Origin of the sequence: Nostoc sp., from assembly GCF_036917135.1 — a bacterium.
GTDB lineage: Bacteria > Cyanobacteriota > Cyanobacteriia > Cyanobacteriales > Nostocaceae > Nostoc.
On record NZ_JBALEA010000023.1, the window covers coordinates 130,626 to 154,435 of the forward strand.

Annotated in this window: 19 protein-coding genes; 5 read left to right on the top strand and 14 right to left on the bottom strand. The window is 41.8% G+C overall.

Features of this window, described 5'->3' with window-relative positions; genetic code table 11:
* Window positions 1-60: 60 nt before the first annotated feature.
* The 8 genes from V7K50_RS05265 to recJ form a co-directional block, all read right to left on the bottom strand.
* On the bottom strand, window positions 61-837 hold the full coding sequence (locus V7K50_RS05265) for a sulfite exporter TauE/SafE family protein (RefSeq protein ID WP_334957930.1): 777 nt from the start codon (window positions 835-837) through the stop codon (window positions 61-63).
* On the bottom strand, window positions 837-1,490 hold the full coding sequence (locus V7K50_RS05270) for an HAD family hydrolase (RefSeq protein WP_334957932.1): 654 nt from the start codon (window positions 1,488-1,490) through the stop codon (window positions 837-839). Before V7K50_RS05270 ends, V7K50_RS05265 begins: the two co-directional genes overlap by 1 nt.
* Before the next feature lie 15 nt (window positions 1,491-1,505).
* Entirely contained in the window at window positions 1,506-2,468 is a 963-nt protein-coding gene (locus tag V7K50_RS05275) for a DMT family transporter (RefSeq protein ID WP_334957934.1), read from the bottom strand.
* Between the two features lie 210 nt (window positions 2,469-2,678).
* Window positions 2,679-3,272 carry a glutathione S-transferase family protein gene (locus V7K50_RS05280; protein ID WP_334957936.1) on the bottom strand — a complete coding sequence of 198 codons (594 nt, stop codon included), beginning with the start codon at window positions 3,270-3,272 and terminating at the stop codon, window positions 2,679-2,681.
* 240 nt (window positions 3,273-3,512) lie between these two features.
* Window positions 3,513-4,427, bottom strand: coding sequence for a TauD/TfdA dioxygenase family protein (locus tag V7K50_RS05285; RefSeq protein ID WP_334957938.1), 915 nt, complete (start codon window positions 4,425-4,427; stop codon window positions 3,513-3,515).
* Window positions 4,428-4,664: 237 nt separating this feature from the next.
* Window positions 4,665-5,465 (bottom strand): SDR family oxidoreductase, encoded by an 801-nt coding sequence (locus tag V7K50_RS05290; protein ID WP_334957940.1) that lies wholly within the window; start codon window positions 5,463-5,465, stop codon window positions 4,665-4,667.
* 25 nt (window positions 5,466-5,490) lie between these two features.
* On the bottom strand, window positions 5,491-5,844 hold the full coding sequence (locus V7K50_RS05295) for a hypothetical protein (protein ID WP_334957942.1): 354 nt from the start codon (window positions 5,842-5,844) through the stop codon (window positions 5,491-5,493).
* A gap of 593 nt (window positions 5,845-6,437) precedes the next feature.
* Entirely contained in the window at window positions 6,438-8,897 is a 2,460-nt protein-coding gene (gene recJ, locus V7K50_RS05300) for a single-stranded-DNA-specific exonuclease RecJ (protein ID WP_334957944.1), read from the bottom strand.
* Window positions 8,898-9,256: 359 nt separating this feature from the next.
* Here recJ and V7K50_RS05305 point away from each other — a divergent pair, with 359 nt between their 5' ends.
* Together V7K50_RS05305 and V7K50_RS05310 are read left to right on the top strand one after the other, a co-directional pair.
* Window positions 9,257-10,525: an ATP-binding protein gene (locus V7K50_RS05305; protein ID WP_334957946.1), complete on the top strand. Its 1,269-nt coding sequence runs from the start codon at window positions 9,257-9,259 to the stop codon at window positions 10,523-10,525.
* Between the two features lie 137 nt (window positions 10,526-10,662).
* Window positions 10,663-11,100: a thermonuclease family protein gene (locus V7K50_RS05310; protein ID WP_334957948.1), complete on the top strand. Its 438-nt coding sequence runs from the start codon at window positions 10,663-10,665 to the stop codon at window positions 11,098-11,100.
* 274 nt (window positions 11,101-11,374) lie between these two features.
* Here V7K50_RS05310 and V7K50_RS05315 read toward each other — a convergent pair whose 3' ends face one another.
* Window positions 11,375-12,412 (bottom strand): threonine aldolase family protein, encoded by a 1,038-nt coding sequence (locus V7K50_RS05315; protein ID WP_334957950.1) that lies wholly within the window; start codon window positions 12,410-12,412, stop codon window positions 11,375-11,377.
* Between the two features lie 819 nt (window positions 12,413-13,231).
* On the opposite strand from V7K50_RS05315, the gene V7K50_RS05320 reads away from it, so the two are divergent.
* Window positions 13,232-14,014 carry an ABC transporter ATP-binding protein gene (locus V7K50_RS05320; RefSeq protein ID WP_334803358.1) on the top strand — a complete coding sequence of 261 codons (783 nt, stop codon included), beginning with the start codon at window positions 13,232-13,234 and terminating at the stop codon, window positions 14,012-14,014.
* 137 nt (window positions 14,015-14,151) lie between these two features.
* Window positions 14,152-15,612 carry an MlaD family protein gene (locus V7K50_RS05325; RefSeq protein WP_334957952.1) on the top strand — a complete coding sequence of 487 codons (1,461 nt, stop codon included), beginning with the start codon at window positions 14,152-14,154 and terminating at the stop codon, window positions 15,610-15,612.
* 396 nt (window positions 15,613-16,008) lie between these two features.
* On the opposite strand, the gene V7K50_RS05330 is transcribed toward V7K50_RS05325, so the two are convergent.
* Window positions 16,009-16,305, bottom strand: coding sequence for a DUF3288 family protein (locus tag V7K50_RS05330; RefSeq protein WP_334803360.1), 297 nt, complete (start codon window positions 16,303-16,305; stop codon window positions 16,009-16,011).
* 362 nt (window positions 16,306-16,667) lie between these two features.
* Here V7K50_RS05330 and V7K50_RS05335 point away from each other — a divergent pair, with 362 nt between their 5' ends.
* Window positions 16,668-19,121, top strand: a complete 2,454-nt coding sequence (locus V7K50_RS05335; RefSeq protein ID WP_334957954.1) for an ATP-dependent Clp protease ATP-binding subunit — start codon at window positions 16,668-16,670, stop codon at window positions 19,119-19,121.
* A 388-nt stretch (window positions 19,122-19,509) separates the two neighbouring features.
* On the opposite strand, the gene V7K50_RS05340 is transcribed toward V7K50_RS05335, so the two are convergent.
* From V7K50_RS05340 to V7K50_RS05355, 4 genes are all read right to left on the bottom strand, one after another.
* Window positions 19,510-20,610 (bottom strand): AI-2E family transporter, encoded by a 1,101-nt coding sequence (locus V7K50_RS05340; protein WP_334957956.1) that lies wholly within the window; start codon window positions 20,608-20,610, stop codon window positions 19,510-19,512.
* A 120-nt stretch (window positions 20,611-20,730) separates the two neighbouring features.
* Window positions 20,731-22,164, bottom strand: a complete 1,434-nt coding sequence (locus tag V7K50_RS05345) for a bifunctional orotidine-5'-phosphate decarboxylase/orotate phosphoribosyltransferase (protein WP_334957958.1) — start codon at window positions 22,162-22,164, stop codon at window positions 20,731-20,733.
* 27 nt (window positions 22,165-22,191) lie between these two features.
* Window positions 22,192-22,788: a cytochrome b/b6 domain-containing protein gene (locus V7K50_RS05350; RefSeq protein WP_334957960.1), complete on the bottom strand. Its 597-nt coding sequence runs from the start codon at window positions 22,786-22,788 to the stop codon at window positions 22,192-22,194.
* A gap of 467 nt (window positions 22,789-23,255) precedes the next feature.
* The gene (locus V7K50_RS05355; RefSeq protein ID WP_334958371.1) at window positions 23,256-23,747 is read right to left on the bottom strand and encodes a phosphate-starvation-inducible PsiE family protein; all 492 of its coding nucleotides are present in this window, start codon (window positions 23,745-23,747) and stop codon (window positions 23,256-23,258) included.
* Between the last annotated feature and the right edge of the window lie 63 nt (window positions 23,748-23,810).

Sequence of the window (23,810 nt, forward strand, 5' to 3'; positions counted from 1 at the left end):
CAATCGTCAGAGCTATTTTCTTGATGCTTCCATACATTACCCCTGAGTAGTTCCCAGTTCTTAACCGTGAATAAAAAAGTAGGTAGTCATGCTGAAGGCAACAATTATGACAAATTTCCGAATTGAGTCGGGTTCAAGTTTACGAGCATAATGGGCGCTTAAATAACCACCAAGAGAGCCACCGACTGCCATCAAAATAGCTTGATGCCAAGCAATTACACCTGCAAAAATAAATGGAACGATCGCAATACCATTGATACAACTCCCTAAAAATGTTTTGAAAGCATTCATTTTGTGAATACTTTTCATACCTAAAAATGTCAGAGTTGCCAGCATTAAAATCCCTAAGCCTGCACCAAAGAAACCGCCATAGATGGCGATCGCTAGTTGAGCCAGTATCAAATTAAACAAGGGTACAGATTCCGGTGATGTATTCTGGTTTTGACGCTGTAACCACTTTTTGAATGGTTCGCCAAAGGTAAACACAACTGTTGCTAGCAGCAATAGATAGGGAATCAGCTTTTTAAAGACATCTGGTGATGTATACAACAAAGCTATGGAGCCAATCATGCCACCAAATAAACTGACACCACATAGAAGTAAAAAATCTCGCCGCTCGATGCCCAAATCTTGACGATATGCTCCAGCACTGGCTAGAGCCGCCACCCACATCGCGGTATTATTCGTGGCATTAGCTGCGATCGGGGGTACACCCGTAAAGATGAGAGTTGGAAACGTGATAAAGCTTCCACCACCCGCTACAGCATTTAAGCCGCCTGCAATGAAAGCGGTACTAAAGAGAAGTAAGCTATGGAAAAGTGTTAATGATGGTGGCATTATTTACGAATTACAAGTTTGAGAATATCACTTGGAGAATGGGCAATTAAATCAGCACCATGAGCTTTCAATTCCTCTTCGGTTCCATAGCCATAGGTAACGCCAATGGAAGCGATTTGATTGTGCTTGGCTCCAATAATGTCATGTGAGCGATCGCCTACCATCACCACAATAGAGGGTAAAAGTTTTTCTGTTAATAAAATATGGTGAATTAAGTCACCTTTTATGCTTCGCGTTCCATCAAGTTCACTACCATAAATACCATCAAAAAGCAACGATAAGCCAAAATATTCAATAATCTGTGTAGCATAAATATATGGTTTAGAAGTCGCAACAAAAGTTTTATAACCAGCAAAACGAATGGCTTTTAGGATTTCTGGAATCTGGGGATAAAGGGAGTTTTCAAATAATCCAATGGTGGCAAAGCGACGACGATATAGTGAAATAGCCTGTTCAATTACTATGCTATCCAAGGTATTGAGTAATTGCGAAAAGCTTTCTTTCAGGGGAGGGCCAATACACCAATGTAATTCATCAGCATTTGGTGGTTTGTAATCGAGTTCAGAGAGCGCATACTGAATGCAAGCAGTGATGCCAGGTTTAGGATCTGTCAAAGTCCCGTCTAAATCAAAAAGGACTGCGGAGAAAGGCATATCTTAATTCCCAATTCAACCCCTAATCTTGAGCGATTTCACAAAGCCTTCTCCACTTAGCAAAGCGATGCCCAATGTGACAACACCAATCCCCACGCTCTGAACCACATTTAAAGTTTCGCTAATCGTTATCCATGCAACTAGCGCTGTCAATGCTGGACTGCTAGAGCCAATTATGGAAGCGGTAGATGCGCCAACCATCCGAATCCCCACATTGTTTAGAGTGTGTCCAATAAAGCTGATAAGTCCCGAAAATATGCTACCAATCCATAGGGGTGTCCAGTCAAGTTGGGCGTTATTAGCTGGCCAGAACAGTAAGCTAATACCAGAAAGCAGTAGAGTGCAGGCAAAACTGATCCAGGTAAAGGGAATTGGATGGAATTTTTCTAAACATTTTTGAGCAATGATGCAATAAAAGGCGTAAACAATTCCAGCGCCAAAACTAGCGAAAATGCCGATCGCAATGGTATGCCTGCTGTAGGTGGCAGAAGATTGGGGAATGGTGAGAGCGCTTCCCACCAGGATAATACCCATTACCAGCCAACGGAACAATGTGGGGCGATCGCCAAAAAATCTCCATGACAGCAGGGCTGTAAATACGGGATAGGTAAAGAAAAGGGTCAAGGCAATACCTGTGGGAATCAAGCCAATAGCAATGTAGAGTGAGGCAATATACACAAACATCAGCACCCCACAGCCAAGAGCTTGGATTAGAACATCCCTACCTTTACGGGTGAACAAGTATTGGAGTTCTGTCCAAGCAGATGGATATAGCTTGAATGATAGAGATGCCATGAGTGGAACCACCAGCAGCATTCGCATGAACATCAGCAAGAATGAATTCTGCAAATCCGGTTTAACGTATCCACCGAGTAAAAATAAACCAAGTACGAGATGTTCTGAAAACAAAACTCGGACAGTAACGTTGTGAAACGTCAAAACAAAGGAGGATAGTAAAACCGTTAGGATGCCCAACACGATAAAAAGTTTCCTTAGAGACGACTTGATTGTATTGTTAAAACCACTGGAATAACAAACCAGATGAAGTTTCAGGAAATCAAAGCCGTCGCTTCAAAAACACTGCCAGTTGTTCAATAAAAACTTTGCTGAGGAACCGACGCCCACAGGTTCAGGAGTAGTCTTTGTGGTGAACTGCTTTACCAGACGGGGTAAACCAAGATTTTCACGCTAGGACTCTGGTCTTGTTGCTTCGATGGAGGGTAGTTTAGAGAATTTATCGTACCAATTAGCAAGTTTTGGATATTTTTGCCGCCATTGGAGATCGGGAAGACGGATCTCTAGTCCAAGTGCAGAGGCGAGAGTTATATGAGCAAGTTTAGGAGTTTGGTCGAGTTTATCTGATATCTTCTCGAAGTAGTCCAAAATTCTCAACGCCCGCTCACGCTCAAACTCGATCACCCCAGGAGACTGCTCGTTGAGAGGACGCCTTAACTCCCGTACCCAAACAGCAATGCCATCTATGAACCCGCCAGTCATACCTTCAAGTTGCTGTAAAAAGCCATTATAAATGTCAGCAACAAGTTTGATCTCAGGATTTAAGTGATTCAGATAGGCGCATATTATACGTGTTTCACTCAAAATAAATCCGTCGTCAGTCGCTAGCGTTGGAACTTTACCTGTAGGGTTGTAATTAAGTAGGTCGCTGTTCGGATCTCGTGCAATGACTTTTTGGGTTTCGATCTGATCGCACAGATTCAGTTCTAGTCTTGCTACCCGTGCAATGCGTGCATAGGGTGAGTTAGGTGTATAGAATAGTTTCATAAAAAAGCGCGATCGCCATTAGATACTGGGTTCAAATGTCTATCGTTTTAACATTTGAAAAAATCTGGTCAATAAATTAGGAAATACCTGAAATATCTTTCAGTGGTATTTACTAGTTTGTCAAGTTAAAATTGATGGGTAAGCAAGTTCGTAGTAAGGACTTTAGTCCTTATTTTCTAAGCACTAAAGTCCTTACTACAAACACTCAAAACTAAGTACTACTTTTGACGCGAGTCTCTATTACGCAGTCACCGCCTCACGTCGATTGTACTCAGAAGCATCTCCTTTAATAGCCTCACTTTGTTTACCATCGATGCCCACTGGGAGGTCGCCGACAATTGTCACGCGTTGAACGTGGCGGGGCTGATCGCCGTAATCTGCGATCGCATAATGTTGAGTAGCCCGGTTATCCCAAAAAGCTACGTCACCAACTTGCCAACGCCACCGCACTGTGTTCTCAGGACGTGTGATGTATGCTTGCAACAGCCGCAGAATGTCATCTGATTCAGTTGTTGATAAGCCACGGAACTGACGCACAAATCCGCCGATGAATAGCCCGCGCTCTCCAGATTCGGGATGTATGCGTACAACTGGGTGCAGAGTCTCGTATACAGTGGAGGTGAAGACAGCCCGATAAGCTTTGACATCTTCAGGTAGGTCGAATCCAGTTGCATAATCGTATTTGTTGCTATGTACTGCCCAAAGTTGATCTGCAAGATTACGCAGGTGGGTAGGTAAATCTTGGTATGCAGTCACGGAGTTTGCCCAGATTGTATCGCCACCAGTTGGGGGAATGTCAAGCGCTCGTAAAATAGAACCGAGAGGAGGACGGTCTACAAATGTCACATCGGTATGCCAGCTATTGGCGCGGGAAGTGGTACGGCCATAATTCAAGTCTAAGACTTCTGGATTTTCTGGCAGCGATGGTACAGTGGGGTGGGCTGTAGTGAGTTCACCGAAACGACGAGCAAAGGCAACCTGTCCATCAGCATCAAGTTGTTGCTGACCACGGAAAAAGATCACTTTATATTTAACTAAGGTCTTGCGAATATCGCTGATGATGTCATCACTGAGGTTAGAACTCAGATTAACACTGATGATTTCAGCACCGATACGTCCTGCAACTGGTTTGATGTCAAAGTATTGAGAACCCATGTTTTTAATCTCCAAGAAGTTTATGTTTTTACAACGATGTAGAGACGCGATTCATCGCGTCTGATTCATTGCGTCTCTACTGTTAACGTGAGTGAGTTCAACAAGTCTTATTTGATCTCTCCCCCAACCCCTCTCCGACACGGAGAGGGGAGCAAAAAGCTGAATTTTTCGTTACTCCTCCCTTTCCGTTTCGGAGAGGGAGGCTGGGAGGGAGAGGTTCATCGAACTCACGTACTGTTAAACACCAGGGGTAGATCCGCCATCAACGATAATCTCTGTTCCTGTAATCGATGCAGCTAGATCAGACACCAAAAATAGCGCCAGGGCAGCAATTTCTTCTGGCTGGGCAATTCTTTTTAAAGGAATACTTTGGATGTTTTGTGCCTTTACTTCCTCGACAGTAATCCCTTGCGCTTGGGCATTCTGCCGCGCTAAAGTCTCGGCACGTTCGGTAGCTGTAGCGCCAGGAGAGATAGCATTAATGCGAATTTTATACTCGGCTAACTCTTTAGAAATGCCCTTTGTGAAGTTCAGCAAAGCGGCATTACTTGTACCACCAGCTAGGAAGTTAGGCCGAGGTGTGCGTCCTGCACCGCCGACTATATTGACAATCCTGCCATCACCGCGACTTTTTTGATGGGGGACGACGGCTCTAACTAGGCGGATATAGCCCAATAATTTTAAGTTCCAAGCATCCAAAAATAAATCATCTGTGGATTCTAGGAAAGACCCAGCACGGGCTGAACCTGCATTATTAATCAAGATATCAATTTGATTAAACTGGGTCAATGTTGTGGAGACAACTTTCTCAACATCCTCTGCTTTAGTCAAATCGGCGCTGATGGCAATAACTTTAGCGCCTGGGGTGGGTAAAGATTGGATGTCAGCTACTGCCCGATCTAAGCGTTCTTGATTGCGAGATGCGATCGCAACATTCACACCTTCACTATAAAGTGCTTTGGCGGTGGCTAAACCAATTCCCGCACTTCCTCCGGTGACGATCGCTGTTTTACCTGATAGCTTTAGTTCTAAGCTCATAAAAACCTACGCTCAAAAATGTAATTTACTTGCGAACCAACAATATTGCTGATTGAGAGCCGATATTGTGGATGTCCAAGATGGCTTGATTTTCCTCAGAGGTACAGCCCAGAAGTATTTTGATTTCTGTATCCCGCTTCTGCAAGTCAACACTACAAATGATCGCGGTGACTGTTCTACTAGACAAGCTTCCGATCCAGACATCAAGATCAAATCCATCTCCAGAGCCAGTGTTTTCCAAGTATCCATAGTCCAGGGGATAAACGAAGGATGGATAACGTGGATGTGATGTACCTTTTGGGCGATCTATCTTGAGATTACTAGCGGCTACAAGCTGATCTAATTTGAACCAGAAGTCAGCATAATTCGTAATTATCACCCCACTGAATCAATCTGCTTGATTGCAACAAAGAAGAACATTAGTATTTCCCCATAAATGAGTGCATCAAAAGAGAATTAATTACGAATTACTCGGTAATACTCAATGTCTCATAATCTACTGTATTTCGATAGAGTTATAGTATTTATTGGACGTAAAAAGAAACTTATCACAGGCAGCTAGAAGAATCAAGCACCTTGTGAAAAGATTTGTTTCATATTGGGGGCAGTGGTTTTAGGCGATCGCTTTTGGAATACTCAAAAAATGGCAGAGGAAATGATTTTAGGGACTGACAAATAAAAAAACATCCCAAATTTTCTTGTGGGATGGGTGTCCCCACCCGTCCTAGACTTAGGGCGCTCATGTTGCCCACCCCACAAGCAAGATGGATAATTTATTTCTTGTCAGTCCCTTAAACCTCATCTAAGTTGAGAAGCGTAGTTTTTGCCCTCACCCTAAATCCCTCTCCCAGACATGGGAGAGGGACTTTGAAATTCTGGCTCCCCTTCTCCCATCTCTGGGAGAAGGGGTTGGGGGATGAGGGCAAATCCTTTTCATCAGGGAAAAACTACAGGTTTCAAGATAGATATGGTTTAACTGTGATTATTGTCGTAGCTAGCGATCGCAACGATAGTAGATAAAGGTACTTCTGCAAAATACTGTCGCTGAAATTGTTCTTCTCGGACAGCAGCTAAAAACCGTGTAGCTGCTGCGTCCGCAAGGTTTTCGGCATTATCGGTTGGATTCCAGGTAAATTGTAAATAACGGTCTTGTAATTTGACCGTGAACCCTAAATATTTTAAAGCTTTGATTCCCACAAGTAAGGTTTGGTCGCTGATGCCGATTTTCTCTAAGAGTTGTACGCGGGTAACTAGTTGATTGGTGCGACTGAGATATTTGGCAATTCCGACAAGAGTCAGCCAAATTTCTTTGGGTGGTTGGTGGTTGGGTTTAGACCAAGCGATCGCTAATTGTTGCTGATTGTCAAGCCCAGATGCAGAGCGGCTGATCGTTAAACATCGCCGCAACCACATACGTAAATCATCCCAATTCGTGGGACAATCTTCAAGCAAGAGTGGGGGAGTGGGTAATGGTGAGTAGGGACTTGTACTGAGCGACTTGTGCCGAGCATCTCGACTTCGCTCGATGGAGCCGGAGCCGAGGTAAGCCGAAGTAGTGGGGAAGTTACGCCAGTCTAGAATAAGTGGTGTTAGCGGATAGCTAAGGTTTAGCCCGTTCCGAGTCGTGAGTGCTGAGTTAACACTGGGACGTACAGCAATTAATCTGATTTCATAACGTTTTTTGAAGGTGTTGTAGTCTAGTTCGGCTATACAATCACATCTTCCGATGGGCAATTCATCTTTATAGTGTCCCCACCATAAGCCAGGAAAAGCACTTCTGCTAGAATCATCCCGAATGTCAAACTCAGTTTTAATGTACTGTACCTTTTTCCCTTGCCAATCCTGCTGATTGCGATGCCAAGAATTTTCAAACCAGCAGTTTTGAATTAGCAATTTCGGAACAGGATTACCCATTCCACAAGGTTCTAGCAGTTTTAGTTCCAAAAATAACTCTTTCCCCAAGTCTGCTACCGTTACCGTCAAGTCTGCTTGCACAGTTGGCGTTAGGGTTGTACTACCTAAAGATTGCCGCAACTGTTGATTAATCGCCGCAGTAAATAAAGGAATATTCTCTACCAACAAACTCAAACCCGCCGCAAAGGGATGTCCCCCAAAGCGATGTAACAAATGTGCTTGGTCTTTCACCAATTGGTATAAATCAACAGAATTCACCGAACGGGCAGAACCACGAGCGAGGGGAGTAGGGGTAGAATCTTCCCCACTCCCTTCTGTACTTAACAAAATAGTCGGGCGACCTGTTTCTTGTGCTACCTGTCCGGCGACTAAACCCAAAACACCCGCAGGCCATTGGCCATCTTCTAGAACAATGACGCTGGTGGTTGATAAATCCAATTGGGTGAGCTTTTGCGCGACTTGTGCTTGCACATCTTTTTGTAAAGATTTGCGGCGGGCGTTTGCGAGTTCTGTAACTTCGGCTAGTTCGTTACAACGTTTGACATCACGACTAGTAAGTAATTCCACGCAGAAACTCGCATCACCTTGGATACGGCTAACAGCGTTAATTCTTGGCCCTAAACCAAAGGAAATATCTGTGGGGCGATCGCCACTTTTCTGGCACAATTCTAATAATCGCCCCACCCCTGGCCGCCGTCGTGCTGCTACTGGCAGTTTAAAATCTTCTTGCAATCGTTGAATTCCCATCTGTGCCAAGTAGCGGCAATCTCCACTTAACTGCACTAAGTCGGCAATTAATCCCACTGCAACTAAATCTAATAAATCCTCTAAGGGATATTTTGCAATATTAGGCAGAATGTGATATAATGCTTCCACCAACTTATAAGCTACCGCCACCCCAGAAAGATGAAATAGCTGATGTTCCCTTAGCAAATAGCGGGGATTGATAATCGCGGCGACGGGTGGGCGTTCGGTGGGTAAAGTGTGATGGTCTGTAACTATGACATCTATGCCTAGCTGTTTTGCATAGATAATTTCCTCAAGATTTGTGCTACCTGTATCGCAAGTAACTATTAATTTGCAACCTTGTTTGGCTAAATTATCAATTCCTTGGTGATTAAGTCCGTGGGATTCTTTCAGGCGATTGGGAATATAGTAAATTAACTGGGTATTTTGAGCGAAAAACTGCCCCAATCCATCCCAAAGTACAGATGTGGCGGTAATGCCATCAGCATCGAAGTCTCCCCAGATGGCAATTTTTTCCTTAGTATTGTATGCTTGTTGCAACCGTGCGATCGCTAGATGAATTTCTTGTCCAAACTCAAAAGCACTTGCTGGTTGATAAGCTTTATAGTTGATAAAAGCTGTTAATTGTTGATCGTTTTTAATTCCCCGTTGCCAGAACAATTGTGCTGCATACAGTCCACTTGATGCGGGTGTATACTGCTTAACTGCTTGGATAAACCACTCAGGCGGTTGTTCGGTTGCTGTTATAGTCCACTGCTGTTGTTCAGGCATACAAAGAAACTTAGGAGTTAAAACTATTAAAATACAATGGTGTGTTAAATCATTGGAGATTGGTAATCGAGAATTATAAATATCTCCAGAAAGTCAAACAACTAAAATAATCAGACTTAAATATCATCCTACAATAACACTCCTATTTTATTAAAAAAAACTCAGTAAGTAGGCGAGAATAAATCAAAGTAGGTTAAGTAATGTGAAAAATATTTGATTCCTGTTCCCCCCTTAAAAAGGGGGGTTAGGGGGGATCTAGAAGTGCCTAAAATCACAGTGAAAGACTTTTAAAACATCTTCTTACACTTCTACCTTCCTTCTTCCCCACTCCCCACTCCCCACTCATGCAATAAGCATCCATGAGCAAAACCAGTGATGACGAAATGTTATTGCACAAGCAAACTTGGCAACGTGAGCGGCAAATCATCGCACGTTTGTCTTCTTTGAACTATCGAACTGGCGAACTGCGTAGCTATTTGCACAACATTGCTTGCGGAGTCAGCGAACTTATAGGAGTTGATTGGACAGTAGTTACCTTTTGCCAAGAAGGGTTTGAAACTGTTCTAGCGAGTAGTCTCGAAATGGGCGAAGGCGAACATATTTATGCACTACATGGTTTACTAACTGGTACTGTTATCGAAACTGGTCATTCATTAGCGGTGGAAGATGCTCAAAAATATCCAGAGTATGGACAAGCACCAGAAGGTTATTGTGCATATTTAGGGATACCATTGCGGACTGCAGAAAGCGAAGTGATTGGTACTATCTGTTCTTTTAATCAACAACCACGTAATTTTATAAAAGAAGACATTCAAATAGTAGAATTATTTGCTGAACGAGCTGCAACAGCAATTGACAACTATCATCTCTATCAACAACAGTGTAAATTTAATCATATTCTAGAGATTGAGGTAGAAAAACGCACCGCCGAATTACAAGCAGCCCAAGCCAAGCTTTTAGAACAGGAACGACTGGCAGCTATTGGTGAATTTGCTGCTATTATTGTGCATGAAATTCGTAATCCCTTAACTACAATGCTCATGGGATTGAAGTATTTCCAAAAAACTATTCTGACTGAATCTGCTCAAGAGCGATTAGCGTTGGCATTGAGCGAAGCTAGTCGTTTAGAACGTTTGCTAAGTGAAATTTTGCTTTACGCCAAGCCCCAAGTATTGCAACTTTGTGAATTAGAGGTGAATGAATTCATTCATGAGTTGCTTGTATGCATTCGTGAAATGCCAGAAGCTTTGGAACGAAAAATTGAATTTATTCCGGCATCGCCGACAGTGAAATTTTTAGGAGATAAAGACAAACTTAAACAAGTATTCATCAACATTGTTCGTAATGCTTGCGAAGCAGTTTCAGTAGGAGATATTGTTAAATGGCAAGTAGATTGTTCCCATACAGATAAAGTTTGCATTAATGTCCACAATGGTGGCGAGGTAATTTCATCGGAAGTTATCGCCAAACTTTTTCAGCCATTCTTCTCTACAAAATCTTGTGGTACTGGACTAGGACTTGCTATTAGCAAACGCATCGTCAATGCTCATACTGGTAAACTGTTAATATCTTCTGACCTCTTGACAGGAACTACCGTGAGTGTTGAATTACCTGTAATTCTTCAATGAAGTTTTGATATAAATGCCAGGTATTTGCAATAAATATCATTAATAGATAATATCTATATCTTGTGAGTTAAATCACACTAATAACCTAAGCACTGAAATAAAATTATATTTATTCAGAAAATATTGCAGACAAAACTATGTCTTTAGTTGAACTAATTTTAGTGCTAGCCACAATAGTTGGTGTTGCAGACAGTAACACAATTTTGGTTAAAGATAATGCCGGACAAACAACTACAATAAAGCTAGCGTGTATTAATGCACCAGAGGCAAGTGAGCAGCAATCAGGTTTAGCAGCAACACAAAGGCTTAAACAGCTACTACCACCTCAAAGTCGTGTCGTGATTAGAACTACAGAACAACTCAAAAATGGTAAACCAGTTGGTGAAGTGTTTGTGGATAATCGGTCAGTAAATCTCCTTTTGGTAGAGTCAGGTAATGCTGTCGTTGACCGGGAATCTTTAGAAAATTGCTATGAGACTAAAACCCAATTTTTAATTGCAGAAGCCAATGCTAAAAATAACCATTTGGGATTGTGGCAGGAATCAAAACGGCAGTTTAAATTCCATGTAAAATAAGCAATTAGGCAAAAATAAATAAACCCATATTAGAGGATGTTTGAAAAGTCCTCTTGCCAGTATCAAAAATTTTAGATCCCCCTAAATCCCCCGATAAATTGGGGGACTTTGATTCCGGTTCCCCCCTTTTTAAGGGGGTTAGGGGGGATCTAAAGTGCCTAAAGTCACAGCGAAATACTTTTCAAACAACCTCTTACGCAATGTAAAATCAATTAAAGGTTTGTCCTAAGTAGATATAGTCCCTGACGACAAACCTTTGATTATTCATGCACACTTACTTAGTTGCATTTTTAATATCACCAATCAATTCATCAATCCTTGATTGAGTAGTGTTCCAAGAACACATAAAACGTACTCCGCCCACACCAATAAATGTATAAAACTGCCAGTTCTTTGTTTTTAAACTCTGAATGACTTGTTCAGGTAATTTCACAAACACGGCGTTAGCTTCTCTAGGAAACATCAAATCAACGCCTTCTATATTTAACAGGTGATTTTCTAAGTATTCAGCACATTGATTGGCATGTCTAGCATTTTTTAGCCAAGCACCAGTTTCCAATAAACCCAACCAGGGAGCAGAAATAAACCGCATTTTTGAGGCTAGCTGACCTGCTTGCTTGCACCGATAATCAAAATCCTCAGCTAAGGCTTTGTTGAAGAAAAGAATCGCTTCACCTAATGCCATCCCATTCTTAGTACCACAAAAGCACAATACATCAACTCCACTTTTCCAAGTAATTTCAGCAGGGCTTTTATTCATAGCAGCAACTGCATTTGCAAAACGAGCGCCATCCATGTGAATCTTTAAATTATATTTTTTAGCAACTTCTTTAATATTTAAAAGCTCATCAATAGAGTATAAAGTTCCTAATTCAGTTGATTGTGTAACGCTAATAACTTTAGGTTTGGGATAATGAATATCAGTACGTCTGGTGACAATTGCCTCTATAGCCTCTGATGTTAACTTGCCGTTTTTACCTGGAGCAAGTAATAGCTTAGAGCCATTAGATGCAAATTCAGGTGCGCCACATTCATCTGTTTCTATGTGAGATGTTTCATGGCAAATAACGCTGTGATATGATTGACAAAGGGCAGCTAAAGATAAAGAATTTGCGGCTGTACCGTTAAAGGTAAAAAATACTTCACAATCAATTTCAAAAAGTTCCCGAAAATAATCACTAGCTTTTTGAGTCCATTCATCATTTCCATAAGCTGGAACACTACCTTGATTTGCCCTAATCATATATTCCAGGGCTTCAGGACAAATGCCAGAAGAATTATCACTTGCAAACTGTTCTAATTGCCTACTCATAATTTCTATTTTGATTTTTAACAGTAGTTATTATACTTTGATGGTAAATAGACCCGCGTTGTAGGGGTAAAGCGCATTGCTCATTGGTGTCAACTTCAGCTCAAACTCTTTTAAAATCTGTTTCTATAATGGCTTTTACCTTAAGTACATATTATATGCTTTATGTCAACGTATAAATAGTAAGTTAGTAGCCCTTTCAAGGTGGGGAAAATTTTGGTCAAAGAATCCCTCTTGACTCTGTGTTATCTGCACCTAATAAGGTTAGATAAATTACTTTTAAACCGCAGAGGCACGGAGAAGCCAGTGCGTTGGGCGGGTTCCCCGACTTGTAGCAACTGGCGCAGCGCAGAGAGGAAATTAGAGATTTTCTGAGTCACCTTGAAAGGCTAATAGTAAGTTAGTTAGTTCTTGTTGTTATCTGAGTAGTTTTAGCTCCATCTTATAGTAATCTGGTACTAGTTATAGACTTGCTGATGTCCATAGAAAACTGGAGTGCTACTTCCGCCTCGCTAAGACATTCAATTACTAGGGTGTGTTACTAAGCATTGCCTTGAGAGGATTTTGGAGGGTTAATAGGACTAAAAAATAAAGTTTGCTAATCAGAATACCAATCGTATACTGATAATGTAATTTTCAATGCCCTAACAATAACGATGACATCACTGTTGGGCATATTTGTCCTTTGTTAGTTGTCAGTAGTCATTTGTTTATTTTCTACTGACCAATGACCAATGACCAATACTTCTCTACGAGAGGCTGCGCCAACGACTACGCGGTAGTTGAGCGTAGTCGAAACTCAGTACAAGTGACTAATAACTAATGACTGAACCATTGATTGAACTGAAAGGTGTTTCTAAGTCCTTTGGTAGCCATAAAGTTCTAGATAATGTAGACTTGACCATTCATCGGGGAGAAGCACTGGGGATTATTGGGCCATCGGGGACTGGTAAATCAACAATTTTACGGATAATGGCGGGGTTACTTAGTCCCGATGAAGGGGAAATTTATGTGCAAGGAGTGCGGCGAGACGGTTTGATTGAGGATGGTGGCCAGCAGGTTGGCATTGGTATGGTATTTCAGCAGGCGGCGCTATTTGATTCGCTGACGGTGGATGAGAATGTGGGATTTTTACTTTATCAAAATTCCAAGCTGCCGCGATCGCGCATTCAAGATTTGGTAAAAGAAAAATTGGAGATGGTAGGTTTGCCAGCAGTAGGTAACCTCTATCCAGCCGAACTTTCTGGAGGAATGCGAAAACGGGTGAGTTTTGCCCGTGCAATTATGTCTAACCCCGATAGTCCCACCGAAGGCCCAGAAGTTCTACTATACGATGAACCAACAGCCGGACTTGATCCCATTGCCTCAACAGTAATCGAAGATTTAATCCGCTATTTGCAATGTTTACATGGGGTTTGTAGTACTTATGCTGTTGTTACCCACCAAGACAGCACCATCCGCCGCACATCTGATAGACTTATATTTCTCTATGAAGGTAGAGTGCAGTGGCAGGGTACAGTTAGTGAAATATACAACACAGAAGATCCGTTGATCAGACAATTTATCAGTGGAAGTGTGAAAGGGCCGATTAAAGTCGCCGGCTAGAAACTTAAAAGTCAGGAGTTAACAATGAGGAATTATGAGTTAAGAATGAGAAGTTAAGAGTTAAGAACTAAGAAGTTAAGAGTTAAATTCAACTCCTAATTCCTAATTGGTTGTTGGTTGTTGGTGGAGGCAAAAAAATGCGAGGTCTTATGACAAGCAGCTTCGCGTCTGGGCGAACATTTAGAGAAGGTTCTGTAGGGTTATTACTCCTGCTAGGACTAGGGGTATTTGGATTACTCTTTCTGTGGTTAAATAGATTCACTGCTGCTGGGCGTTCATACAAAGTTATTGTGGAATTTGCTAATGCTGGCGGAATGCAAAAGGGAGCAGCAGTCCGCTATCGTGGCGTTAAGGTAGGAACTATTTCCCACGTTCGACCTAGACCAAATGCTATTGATGTAGAGATTGAAATTGCCCAAACTGACCTAATTATCCCCAGGAATGTAGTGGTGGAAGCTAATCAGAGCGGGTTAATTAGCGAAAGTATTATCGACATCACACCAAAAACAATCTTACCTGCTGGGGTGGTAACTGCTAAACCCCTAGATAAAAGTTGTGATTCCAGTCTGATAGTCTGTAATGGCTCTCGGTTAAAAGGTCAGGTTGGCATCAGTGTTGATGAACTAATTCGTAGTTCAACTCAGCTAGCCGATACATACAATAACCCAAAAGTATATAAAAATATCAATGGGGTTCTGGAAGCAACTACAGGTGCAGCATCCAGTTTTACAGAGCTAAGTCAGGATCTTCGAGGTTTGACCAAAAGCTTACGACAACAACTTAATACCTTTTCCGCCACCGCTAATTCAGTGCAACGGGCGACAAACCAACTTAGCACATCCACAACTCAAACTATAAATAAATTCGGTACAACTGCAACTCAAGCAAATCATTTGCTGAACAACCTGGATAATCTGTTGACAACAAATCGTTCGGCGCTAGTTGGGGCTTTGAACAATATCACCGAAACCAGCAACCAACTGCGTGTTACAGTCAGTAGCTTATCACCATCTGTGAATCGATTGACTAAAGGAGAATTACTCAACAACTTAGAAACTCTTTCAGCAAATGCAGCGCAAGCCTCAGCTAATTTACGCGATGCTTCTAAAACCTTAAACGATCCCAAGAATGTGGTGGTGCTGCAACAAACTTTAGATTCAGCAAGAGTAACCTTTGAAAATACCCAAAAAATTACATCTGATTTAGATGAATTGACAGGTGATCCGACTTTTCGCAAAAATCTGCTGCAATTGGTCAATGGTCTAAGTCATTTAGTATCTTCTACACAAGAGATGCAGCAACAAGTACAAGTTGCTAGTACTCTAGACTCGGTAAAAGCTGCTGTGAGCAAACCAAAGAATCTAATTCCTACCCCAGCACCAACCCAACAGCCGGTGTTTCACGACAAGTCTTTACCCATCTATACAACAATTAATCCCTCACCTGCTAATTTTGAAACTGCCGACACTAACCTTCAACCAATACCCAGTCAGTCTGTCTCTAATTCATCCCAAGAAGACCTTTTGAAGCAGCTACGGGAGTATGGTAAGCAACGGGAGACGGGGAAAGAGGTAACACAGGTTGACAATTTTAAGTAGGGTATTTTACTGCAAAGCAAGTGTGTTGAAGCTCATCAACACCACTGCCTGGTTTCGTTCCTAAACCCAACAGCAATAATCGTTGATTTTGTTGGGTTTCACTTTGCTCAACTTAACCTACAAATATTTTATTTTTTCAGAGTAATAAAAGGGCGTTAGACACTCAGCGATCGCAGTAGATATAGCGGTTCCCATTCAGATGCAGTACAAGGTTACATCACGAGGTGTAGGGGCACGGCAATGCCGTGCCCCTACGGGTGTAACTCACGTAAATGATAACTGCTATATAATTACACCACTTCCGCCCACTTAATAATAATCAAAATAACCGGAGTTATACGGGCGATGCATTGCCAAAGGAAGAAATAGCACACACAATGCCCCATGCCCTATTCCCTAATTCCAATCCTGTTCGTCTTTCTTACCACGACTTTTATAAATTCCCCCTAAATCGTGAATTTGACGAGTTTTCTCAAAAAGCTCGGCTTCGGTCAAACCCCACTGCTGCAAGACTTTATCTAAGTCTTTTTGGATGTCTCTTGCCCCTGGAAACCCTTGATAACGCATTCGCAGTCTACCGAATTCTGCTAAGTTATAGTCTGTCGCCTCTTGAGAGAGTAAAATATCAATAAGGGGGCGATCGCGGTTATAAAGTGGATGTTGTTGGTCTTTGCCAGCCATTGCTTCAGTCATCGTCAATCCTGAGTAAAAAGTTAGGAGTTAGGAGTTAAGAGTTATAAGTTAAGAGTGCTGAGTCTTGGTTTTTAAGTTTAGCCGAGAGCAGAGGAGCAGAAAAGGCAAAATCAAATAATCTTCTGCACGGAAAAACTAATTGTAAAATTGATAACCCCTTACTTAGCCAAAACTCCTAACTCATCACTCCCCACTCTTAACTAACATTAGACGGCAAGTACACCTGATGTCTTACGGCTCTCACCACTGCCACTTAACTTTAAATAAAGTTACATTAGTCCTTAAGAAAATACAAAAAACTTTAGATGAGGGTGAATTTTATCTCACCCAAAGTCCAAGCAGCGAGGGAGCAATAACCCATTATGTTTGAACACTTCACTTCCGAAGCCATTAGAGTAATTATGTTAGCTCAGGAGGAAGCACGTCGCCTGGGACACAATTTCGTAGGAACTGAACAAATTCTCCTGGGTTTGATGGGAGAAGGAACTGGAGTTGCTGCTAAAGTGCTGGCCGAATTAGGCGTTAACCTCAAAGATGCCCGCCGCGAGGTAGAAAAAATTATTGGTAGGGGTTCTGGCTTTGTACCACCAGAAATCCCTTTTACCCCCAAGGTGAAAAGCCTCTTCGAGCAATCCTTTAAAGAAGCTCATAGTTTGGGACAGAATTACATTAACACTGAACACTTACTCTTAGGATTGACCGAGGCTGGTGAAGGTGTCGCCGCCAAAGTGCTGCAAAATCTAGGAGTTGACTTTAAGAGTGTCCGCAGTGCCATCGTTCGCCGTTTGGGTGAAAATTCACCAGCTTTCGCTGGTAGTGGTAGTCAAAAGCGCACCCAACCGCTAACGATGGAAGAGTATGGCAGGAATTTGACCAAATTAGCCCAAGAAGGCAGACTCGACCCGGTAGTTGGTCGTGAGAAGGAAATTGAGCGGGCGATTCAAATTCTCGGTCGCCGCACTAAGAATAACCCAGTGTTGATTGGAGAACCAGGAGTTGGCAAAACTGCGATCGCAGAAGGTCTAGCTCAACGTATTATCAACCAAGATGTTCCCGAAACCTTACAAGGCAAGCAAGTTATCAGCCTCGATATGGGGTCATTGGTAGCTGGAACTCGCTTCCGTGGCGATTTTGAAGAACGCATCAAAAAAGTCGTAGAAGAAGTTCGCACTGTCGGCAACATCATCCTGGTGATTGACGAAATTCACACCTTGGTTGGTGCTGGCGGTACAGAAGGTGGCTTGGATGCAGCTAACATCCTCAAACCTGCCTTAGCACGAGGTGAACTCCAGTGCATCGGCGCAACTACCCTTGATGAATATCGTAAGCATATTGAGCGCGATGCCGCCCTAGAGCGTCGTTTCCAACCAATTAAAGTTGGGGAACCCTCAGTAGAGGAAACCGTACAGATTCTTTACGGCTTGCGCGGTGCTTATGAACAACACCACAAAGTCACAATTTTGGATGCAGCACTTGTAGCAGCAGCCGAATTATCAGACCGCTATATTAGCGATCGCTTCTTGCCCGATAAGGCAATAGACTTGATTGATGAAGCAGGTTCTCGCGTTCGTCTGCGGAACTCCCAAAGTTCTCCCAATAAAGAACTTAAGCGTGAACTCGCTGGCGTTACCAAAGAAAAAGAAGCAGCAGTCAGAGTCCAAGATTTTGACAAAGCTATACAATTGCGCGACCAAGAATTGAAACTCGCAGAACAACTGCAAGCAACGTTTACACCAAACGAGCAACCTGTCAACTCGACTGTAGTTGACGAAGAAGACATCGCTCAAATCGTTGCCTCTTGGACTGGCGTACCAGTCAACAAACTCACTGAATCTGAGTCAGAGTTGCTTTTGCATCTAGAAGACACTCTGCATCAGCGACTCATTGGACAAGAGCAAGCAGTCTCGGCAGTATCTCGCGGTATCCGTCGCGCCCGCGTGGGATTAAAAAATCCCAATCGTCCCATTGCCAGCTTTATCTTCTCTGGCCCCACTGGAGTTGGTAAAACCGAATTGGCGAAGGCATTAGCCGCCTACTTCTTCGGTGCGGAAGATTCGATGATTCGGTTAGATATGTCCGAATACATGGAAAGCCACACCGTCGCCAAGCTAATTGGTTCACCTCCTGGTTATGTAGGATACGATGAAGGCGGACAACTTACAGAAGCCGTGCGGCGGAAACCATACTCAGTGCTGCTATTCGACGAAATCGAAAAAGCGCATCCCGATGTATTCAATATGCTGCTGCAACTCTTGGATGACGGTCATCTTACCGATGCCAAAGGTCGGAAAGTGGACTTCAAGAACACGCTGATCATTTTGACTTCTAACATCGGTTCCAAGGTGATTGAAAAAGGTGGTAGTGGCTTAGGCTTTGACTTCGACACTCAAGCTGACGCTAGCTATAACCGCATCCGCACCTTGGTAAATGAGGAATTGAAAGCTTACTTCCGTCCTGAGTTCCTTAACCGTCTCGATGAGATTATCGTCTTCACCCAACTATCCAGGGATGAAGTTAAGCAAATCGCTGAGATTATGCTTCGTGAAGTTGCTGGTCGGTTGACGGAAAAGGGAATTATCTTGGAAGTTAGCGATCGCTTCAAAGAGCTTGTGGTACAAGAAGGCTACAATCCCAGCTATGGTGCTAGACCATTGCGTAGGGCAATTATGCGCCTTTTAGAAGATTCTCTCGCCGAAGCAATGCTGTCTGGTGAAATCACAAATGGAGACACAGCCCTCGTCGATGTTGATGATGACTCTCAGGTGAGAGTCCAAAAATCAGAAAAACGAGAGTTACTGTTGGCCAATGCTGGCTAATTCTATACCCCGTAACTTTTGAGAAACACTCCAGCCTCTTGCGTAGAGCAAAGACACTAACAGGGTTATCTCAGACAAACATCAAGTGAAATGGTATTATTTATCACCCCTAGTAGAAATGCTAGGGGCTTTTTTGTGCGATTCTTTTTGAGTGGGCAATGCCCATCTACCCACAGATGTTTATAATAAGTTTAGGATATAGCAGTAAGGGACTGACAAATAAAAAACATCCCAAATTTTCTTGTGGGATGGGTGTCCCCACCCGTTCCAGATTTAGGGCGCTCATGTTGCCCACCACACAAAATGGATAATTTATATCTTGTCAGTCCCTAATATGATTGAAAATCAAAACTTCCGTATAGTTAAAGATACTGTTAAAACTGATGACTCATTGCGATATTGATTCCTTTGGTAACAATTCTGATGCTGCTTCACCCTCACCCATCTGATCAGAATTACCAGATGTAGAAAAACCATCTGCTATATCTTTGATAAAACCAGCTACAGGTACCGCGACTAGCAAACCTAAGACTCCGCCAACATTGGTGCCGACAAGCAAAGCAATTAATACCCATATAGGTCTAAGCCCAGTAAATTTACCTAATAATCGAGGTGCGATCGCCTGATCAATTAACTGGTCAATGACAATAGCTACCGCCAAAACCTTCACTGCTAGCCAAAAGTCGTGTGTAGCTATGATGAAAGTGATTACAATCAGACTGACGACATCGCCAAAGGGAATTAAGCTCAAAACCCCAACTCCCAAACCAAAGAGTAAACCAAACTGGACTTGAAAACCTAAAAACAATAATGTTACTGAAACACCCATCAGTAAAGCCAAACTTACCTGACCAATCAAGTAATTTTGGAAGTTTTGCTGAATAGATTGACTTACCTTCTGGGCAAAATTTCCCGGTAACTTCTTAAATATACTCTCCCAAATTCTTGGGCCATCTAACAACAGGTAAAAAGTTAGTACTACTGTGATTAATGACTCAGAAACACTATCAATAGTATCTAGAATAATGCTTAAAAGTTTATCTGAAAAAAACTCTAACTCATTGGGTAATTTGTCAGTTATTTGTGTTAGTAACTCACTTATATTTACATTTAATTTGTGTCTAAAAAACCAATCATTTACAATCTGAAGTTTTTCTTCGCTAGAATCAACCCATTGGGGAAAGACTTTAACCATCTCATTAAATTGCTCTAAAACAATGGGAACTAAAGTGATACCCAAAGCAGCAACAATTACCAATGCTAATATAAAAACTAATGCTACTGCATAGCTGCGTTTAACTCCCCCCTGTTGGAGAATCGAAACAGGGTAGTTTAAAATGAATGCAAGTAAAGTAGCCAAGACAAGAATTGTGACAACAGGTTGAAAACTTTTAATAAGCAAAAATGCTAGCCAACCATTGATAAAAACTAGAGGAAATAGCAGCGTAAAGATTAACCATTTAAGTAGTTGATTCAGTGAAAAATTCATAATTAATTTCAAAATCAAAATTATTCTAGTTACTACATTGAACCCGGTAATTAAATATGCCCAAGAGGAAGGAGATAAGAAAAATCTTTCCCCATTCCTCACTCTCAATTATTCCAACTACTAACTTTCAGCAAAAGCTAAAAATTGCTCCTCATTTATTCGCCCTGCTTGATACAGAGTATTAGTAATTTCGGAAATAGTTAAAACCGCATGACTGCGATAACCATTTTGCTGTAACCGATCTTTCACTCCTTGTTCATGGTCGATAAATACCACAATATCATTAACCTTTAATCCTGCTGATTCCAACTTTCCTGCCCCTTCCATGACACTTTTGCCGCTAATGAGAATATCGTCAACCACCACAACTATTTCACCAGGATAAAAGTTACCCTCAATGACTCTCCGAGTTCCGTGTGCCTTCACCTCTTTCCGTGGAAAAATCATTGGACAATGAAGGCGCAAAGCCAAACCAGTAGCCGTAGGCAAAGAACCGTAGGGAATACCTGCTAACCGATCAAAAATCAGATTCTTCAAAATATCCTGATATGCACTGAGAACCTGATTAAAAACTTGGGGATTGGAAATAATTTTGCGTAAGTCGATGTAATAAGGAAATATGGCTCCTGATGCTTGGACAAAGCTGCCAAACATAATACAGTCAATGTCATAAAGTTGTAAAATTAAATCTTGTTGTGGGTGCTGATTTAGCAAACAAACATCAGAGAACCACACAGAACAAGTGGAATTTTCATGAATAATTTCAGTTTTGATTTGATTAATTTCTGCGCGTAGAGATTGGATATCGTGAGATAATTGTGTGTTTGACAACACATCTTGAGGAACAGGAATCAGCAAACCATCACCGTTAGTATTCAAACCTGCTTCTAAAATTTGCTTCAGGTTTTGACCCTCCGCCCAGATGCTACGCGCCATAATAATTCTTTCCGGCGCAATGGCTCGAATAAGTGCTAAAACTTCAGGATTTGTAGTACCAACTTCCAAACCCAATTGTTCTGGAGTTCCCCAGGTTTTTGATTCTTTTACTACTTGTAAATAAAGGGGTGATTCCTTTGTCGGATATTGCTGTAAAGCTTCTGCACCTCGATTAGAAGTACAGCATAAAATAAACACCGCTTTATCAGGATAGACCAAAAAAGGTGCTACATGATCTTGTCCTGTATAGGGACTGAGAGTGATTGCATCTACCTGCCATTCTGTAAACACAGTGCGGGCAAAGATTGTACTAGTATTTAAGTCACTGTGTTTGGCATCTAAAATAACTGGGATGTGATCTGGAATAGCTGCTAAAGTTTTGTACAGCAGTTCTAAACCGGGAATACCTAACGCTTCGTAAAAGCCAAGTGTCGGTTTATAGGCACAAACAAAATCAGCAGTTTCTGCAATAATGAATTTTAACCACTTTTCCAAACCGGCAATGAGTTCTTCCGATTCATAACGCACAGGCATCATTTCTGGATTTGGATCAAGTCCTACAAACAGTAAGCTTTGATTTTGCAAGATATTTCGATTCAATTTATCAAAAAAGTTCATATTTATCGGTAAAAAAAAGATTGTTTACTAAAACATCGATTCTGTGAGTTGAATGCCTCCAGCTTTCCGCCCTAACCCTGAGTGAATCACTGCAAATAAGACAACCATCGGCACTGAGGCAAAGTGAACGATTCGCAATGCTTGCCAACTGCCAAACATATCTAAAATCCAGGGAAATTGAGCAGGTTTATACATTCCTATGCCTGTAAATAACGCCAGTAGCAAGATAGGAATAATTGCTGTATAAGCAATCCGATGCCAAGCATAAATTAGACGCTGGGAATTTTGACTTTTTTGTAATGCTTTGAAATCATTGGCACCGACAAATCGATGTCGCCAGCGTCGGGTAATTAAAACGTAAATTCCATACCACAAGAGATTTAACGAGAATAGCCACATTGCTGCAAAATGCCAGTGTCTACCTCCTGCAAGCCAACCTCCTAAGGTAAATATCGGAGGAATGTGCAAACCTCCACGTCCACCAAAAACAGGGTTGGCGTTGTAAATTTGTAGTCCACTGGTGAGCATGATAAATAGACTAATGATGTTACAAGAGTGGAAGATTTTGGCTCCTATTGCTTGGGTGGGCGGCTTTCGAGTTTGAGTGGGAACCGTTGAAGTCATAGATTTTGACTGATGAAAGTCGCTGTTTATCTGTTTTGGGTGAATGGCCTAGCAAGTTTGGGGTTGGACATTACTCACCTTTATTTTCCCATCATAAGATTCAGTATTTTGACATTGATGGTCTACTATCTGCTGTTTTAACTGTCAGTTTAGGTATAGCTAGGGTTGTTCTAAGTATAAACTTTCATTAATTAGTGGCTAATTATCTGCTTGCTTCTGCGCCCCTACCCTGCGGGAAGGCGAAAATTACAGCAGATTTCAGGTAAATGAAGTACATATATAAAACCCAAAACCATGTAGAGACGTAGCACTGCTACGTCTCTACATGTATTCGATTAAAGCGCAATCTGCTGTAATCAACTCATTCACAAAATCAGACAACATTGAGTGTACCAGTAAAATATCATACACCTGGCAAAACTTATTGCGATCGCGAACTAATTTTCAAACAGTATGTGTGGTTACAATTAATCAGAAGATAGAAGATTTTCAGCCAAAGTTTGCGTTGTTTCTGGGGTAGCAATTTTGACCTGCTCAAAAAAGCGAGATATCCAAGGTAAAGTTACAAGGATTCCCGCTAGTACTAATAAAAATGCAGCTATTCCAAAAATTTGGTCACGGGGAACTTCGAGTACACCACGTAAAATTACCTCTCTTAAAGCAGAAACAATAGTAATTTCGACTGCTGCGGCCACGGATGTTCGCTGTTGTTGTAGATGATCAATTAACAGGCGGAACAACTCTACCAAAATCAAAATGAATAGGATATCAGATGTTACTTGCCGCAAATCTAATGGACTCAAAAAGGAGAAGAACATATCTCCCAGTCGGATGAGCATCACACAGAATAAACCAAGGCAGAGAGAAATGATAATAAAGTCTTGAAAAAACTCCAGGTTACGTACAATTGTATTTCTTTGTAGCGAGTTATTTAACTTTGAAATTATCCCTTTGAGCATGGTATTTCCTAATAGGCTAGATTCATTTATCTCCATAACCAAAATAGTGCTGAGTATCTAGCA

Coding starts and splice junctions, on each gene's coding strand:
- V7K50_RS05355 (WP_334958371.1), bottom strand. CDS start 23,747: ATGCTCAAAGGGATAATTTCAAAGTTAAATAACTCGCTACAAAGAAAT.
- V7K50_RS05315 (WP_334957950.1), bottom strand. CDS start 12,412: ATGAGTAGGCAATTAGAACAGTTTGCAAGTGATAATTCTTCTGGCATT.
- V7K50_RS05340 (WP_334957956.1), bottom strand. CDS start 20,610: ATGAATTTTTCACTGAATCAACTACTTAAATGGTTAATCTTTACGCTG.
- V7K50_RS05330 (WP_334803360.1), bottom strand. CDS start 16,305: ATGACTGAAGCAATGGCTGGCAAAGACCAACAACATCCACTTTATAAC.
- V7K50_RS05350 (WP_334957960.1), bottom strand. CDS start 22,788: ATGACTTCAACGGTTCCCACTCAAACTCGAAAGCCGCCCACCCAAGCA.
- V7K50_RS05310 (WP_334957948.1), top strand. CDS start 10,663: ATGTCTTTAGTTGAACTAATTTTAGTGCTAGCCACAATAGTTGGTGTT.
- V7K50_RS05335 (WP_334957954.1), top strand. CDS start 16,668: ATGTTTGAACACTTCACTTCCGAAGCCATTAGAGTAATTATGTTAGCT.
- recJ (WP_334957944.1), bottom strand. CDS start 8,897: ATGCCTGAACAACAGCAGTGGACTATAACAGCAACCGAACAACCGCCT.
- V7K50_RS05270 (WP_334957932.1), bottom strand. CDS start 1,490: ATGCCTTTCTCCGCAGTCCTTTTTGATTTAGACGGGACTTTGACAGAT.
- V7K50_RS05290 (WP_334957940.1), bottom strand. CDS start 5,465: ATGAGCTTAGAACTAAAGCTATCAGGTAAAACAGCGATCGTCACCGGA.
- V7K50_RS05265 (WP_334957930.1), bottom strand. CDS start 837: ATGCCACCATCATTAACACTTTTCCATAGCTTACTTCTCTTTAGTACC.
- V7K50_RS05305 (WP_334957946.1), top strand. CDS start 9,257: ATGAGCAAAACCAGTGATGACGAAATGTTATTGCACAAGCAAACTTGG.
- V7K50_RS05325 (WP_334957952.1), top strand. CDS start 14,152: ATGCGAGGTCTTATGACAAGCAGCTTCGCGTCTGGGCGAACATTTAGA.
- V7K50_RS05345 (WP_334957958.1), bottom strand. CDS start 22,164: ATGAACTTTTTTGATAAATTGAATCGAAATATCTTGCAAAATCAAAGC.
- V7K50_RS05285 (WP_334957938.1), bottom strand. CDS start 4,427: ATGGGTTCTCAATACTTTGACATCAAACCAGTTGCAGGACGTATCGGT.
- V7K50_RS05320 (WP_334803358.1), top strand. CDS start 13,232: ATGACTGAACCATTGATTGAACTGAAAGGTGTTTCTAAGTCCTTTGGT.
- V7K50_RS05280 (WP_334957936.1), bottom strand. CDS start 3,272: ATGAAACTATTCTATACACCTAACTCACCCTATGCACGCATTGCACGG.